The sequence below is a fragment of the uncultured Subdoligranulum sp. genome, assembly GCF_937890665.1.
In genome coordinates, this window is record NZ_CALADU010000198.1 from 1 (window position 1) to 3,415 (window position 3,415).

The following is a 3,415-nucleotide window of genomic DNA, read 5'->3' on the forward strand; positions in this document are numbered from 1 at the left end:
AGTATCTCATATCTTCTTTGCCTTTTTAATCCGCCCTCAGCCTTGACGCTTACTCTTTTTCTCCAAGCAAAACAGCGTCATCCCATTGCATGAGCTTTCCCTTTTTTACCCAGAAATAAAGGAAAGCAGTGTAGTTGATATGGATGCGCTACTAAACGCGATTTGCGAATTTTACCCGGAGTATGTCACAATCCATAATGAAGAAGAAGCAAAATTTGAGCATGGACGTTTTATAAAGGAGACGCCCGGTGTTGGTACAGAGTTTATCAAGTTCTGATAAACTTTATGCTGAGGGATAAAAGTTAAAGAGGATACTCCTTTTTAGCGGCTGAACACACTAAGTAATCGAACTAAAAACTATGCTACCTACGCAGCGTAGTTTTTAGTTTGACTTGCTATCTGAACAGATGGCGTGATATACTGATTCTAGATAATCATTATGATAAGTGTTCCTAAAACCTCAGATGGCTTTTGGGGCTTCCCCATGTAGGTAGCCAATCCACAATAGAAGGGATTTTTATGAATGAACAGCAAGGTGTCAGGCCAACAGAACGAATGACATATAGAGATAGCACCTATAGTATCGTCTCAAAGGTTGCTTATCTAATTGGCGTCCCAAAACGAATATTTGAGAACCAGCATGAGCCACCGCAACTCGAAATATTCCAACAGTTAGAGAATGACAAGAACGCCCGGATTATTCGTCATCTGTGCATCATACGGACAGCGATTGAACGAAATTTCAAGTACATCAATGATAAAATGAGAACGGACTATAAAACCATTCTTTCGCTGCCACAATTTGTCCCTGCTGATTCTATCAGCCAACTATCAGCGGATAACGTCAGTTTTATCAGAAAGTGGAACACAAAATTACCTGCACATATTATTGAAATTAACCGAATTATTTCGGACCGTATCAATAACTGCAAGCATTTATTTCCCCTCTGGCTTAACTGGAAATACATCCGAGAGCTTTTCATCATGCCCAATGGTCTATGCGAAAAAGGGACTCAAGAAGCAGCGGCAGTCTATTATGAACACATATTGCTTTATCCCTATCAAATGTATATTCATTGGAGTCCCAGCGATCAGGGCAACATCTTGTTCAATGATAAAAGATTTGTTTCCCTGCTCTATCGTTGGCATAATGACGAGTTTACCGAGTACAACAAAGTCTCAGACGCCGGCAGTTATATAAAAGACAGCATCTATGATTTTATTGATGACAGCCGAAAAGTGGTAATCGTAGTCGATTGCGAAAATTCAGACCCCTATAAGTTAAGCGCGACCCTGCGGCGGCTGAACAGCACATACACTGAAAAAATCACTTCGATCATCCTCTTTGACGATATTCACACTGCTTCAGCTTGGAGCAGCTTGGAAAAGTTTACCTCTGTTTCAGTGGAGCATATTTTGATTGAGCGTATCAAGCAAAACAAGTCGTTGGTGGACATTCGTCTGACTGCGAGGGCTTGCCAGGAATATTACGAAAACAACGTGGATTCCTTTATCATTGTTTCCAGTGATTCTGATTATTGGGGCCTTATTTCGTCATTACCAAAGGCTCAATTCTTAGTGATGATTGAACACAATAAATGTGGACCGGATATGAAAGCCGCACTTGCCAACTCAGGGATTTTTTACTGCTATTTGGATGACTTCTATTCCGGCGATTCAGAAGAACTAAAAACGAGCGCTCTGTTGCAGGAAATACGTGATTACATGGAGAAGGCCGTCCAGCTAAATGCCATTGATATGTTGAACGATGCACTCCGCTCCACCCGAATAGAAATGACTGCGGCTGAACGCCAGCAGTTTTACGACAAATATATTAAGACCCTTCAACTTTCGATCAATGATGATGGTAAAGTTTCACTGGTCATCAAGGCAAAGTAAAGATTTCTTTGCAATTTCAGGGACTCGTATGCAACAGCGGTTTGATTCTTAATACTACATAGAAAGTCCAGCTAATAAAAATCAAGAGAACGGCAGAAACAGGTTGGTGGCCTATGCCCGCCGCTGGCCGGAGCATTGCCGGGAGGCGGACGATGACGGCTGGGGTTGCAAGACCTTTGAGATCGACAAGGGCCGCTTCTGTTTCCGACTGACCGCGCCATACAGCGAGGAACGCCGGGAGGCGGCGAGGAAGTTTGCGAGGGGACACAATACCGCTGAGAGGTTAGTTTATATATAAAGATGGGAGGTATATTGCTGTGACTTCATATCACATGGTTTTTAAGAATGGTTATTTCGGGAGTATTAACAAATGCGGTGGACTTCCAACACATCTTCCAGAAATATGGCCGCAAATAGACGGAGCAGACTTAGCCTTTCTATTTCAACTTTATTGTGATGGAGAAAAGTTGAACATACCAAACACTCTTTGTATACAAGGGTATCAGTTGTTTGAAAAAGGAGATTACAATTCGGACATTGTAGTGATCCAACTTCCGCTCGATGCAAAAGAAAATATCCAGCAGGTAGGTCTTTCGTGCCCGGTTTCCCCGGACTATGCAGGCGGAGATATTGAATTTGAAGTGGTAGAAGAACAAGACAACTACGACTTGGACGATTTAAATGTTGATGACTTTTACCGATGGACAAAAATGGGAGTACCATGTAGCAAACTGCTGGGCTGGTGTGAAAAAGAAATCATCCCATCGGATTGTGCGTTTTTAGGGTGGTTAGCAGATGAAGATCCTTTTGTCATTGGCAACGGATATAACCTGTGCTTTTTCTTAACTCCAGAGGGAAAGGTCATTGCCAGCTATCGTGCGCCCTGTTAATATCCAGTCCAGCTCATAAAAATCAAGAGAACGGCAGAAACAGACTGGGAGCCTACGCCCGCCGCTGGCCGGAGCATTGTCAGGAGGTGGACGACGACGGCTGGGGCTGCAAGACCTTTGAGATCGACAAGGGCCGCTTCTGTTTCCGGCTGACTGCGCCATACAGTGAGGAACGCCGGGAAGCGGCGAGGAAGTTTGCGAGGGAACATAAATACCATAGGGAGTCTGAAAGATAGTAATGCCAACGATCAAAAATAAGGAAAATGCTATGTATGATTTTGTATTTATTGTTTCTATATTCGATTTGATTGAAAATCCTAATGATTTTGAAATGTTGTGCAAATCTCTCAGTCTGAATATAGATCCAGAATGGCTTGAAAAAGAATATGACGATGTAGAGCGCGGACAAGGTGACGCTTACTTATTTCAATCTCATGATGGTTGTTTGTTTTTAGATTTGTTTAACGAGCCAACTGACCAAAATGAAATGATACTGGTGGGTGTCCGTTGTAAGAAAGAGTTATATGTCCAAATCAAAATTGCAGTTACATCAATTTATGAGAAAGCACCGGTCAAAGGTGTTCAAGTTGATGAAGGAATAAATATTCTTGATAAGCTGATTAATA

At 42.3% G+C, this 3,415-nt stretch carries 3 protein-coding genes; all 3 read left to right on the top strand.

The annotated features are described in order from the left end of the window. The first annotated feature begins 519 nt into the window (after window positions 1-519). Window positions 520-1,899 (top strand): NYN domain-containing protein, encoded by a 1,380-nt coding sequence (locus Q0526_RS11435; RefSeq protein ID WP_298733690.1) that lies wholly within the window; start codon window positions 520-522, stop codon window positions 1,897-1,899. Between the two features lie 317 nt (window positions 1,900-2,216). Next, window positions 2,217-2,789, top strand: coding sequence for a hypothetical protein (locus tag Q0526_RS11440; RefSeq protein WP_195324910.1), 573 nt, complete (start codon window positions 2,217-2,219; stop codon window positions 2,787-2,789). Window positions 2,790-3,027: 238 nt separating this feature from the next. Then, window positions 3,028-3,415 (top strand): hypothetical protein (locus Q0526_RS11445; protein WP_298733704.1); only part of this gene is annotated, 388 nt, incomplete at its 3' end.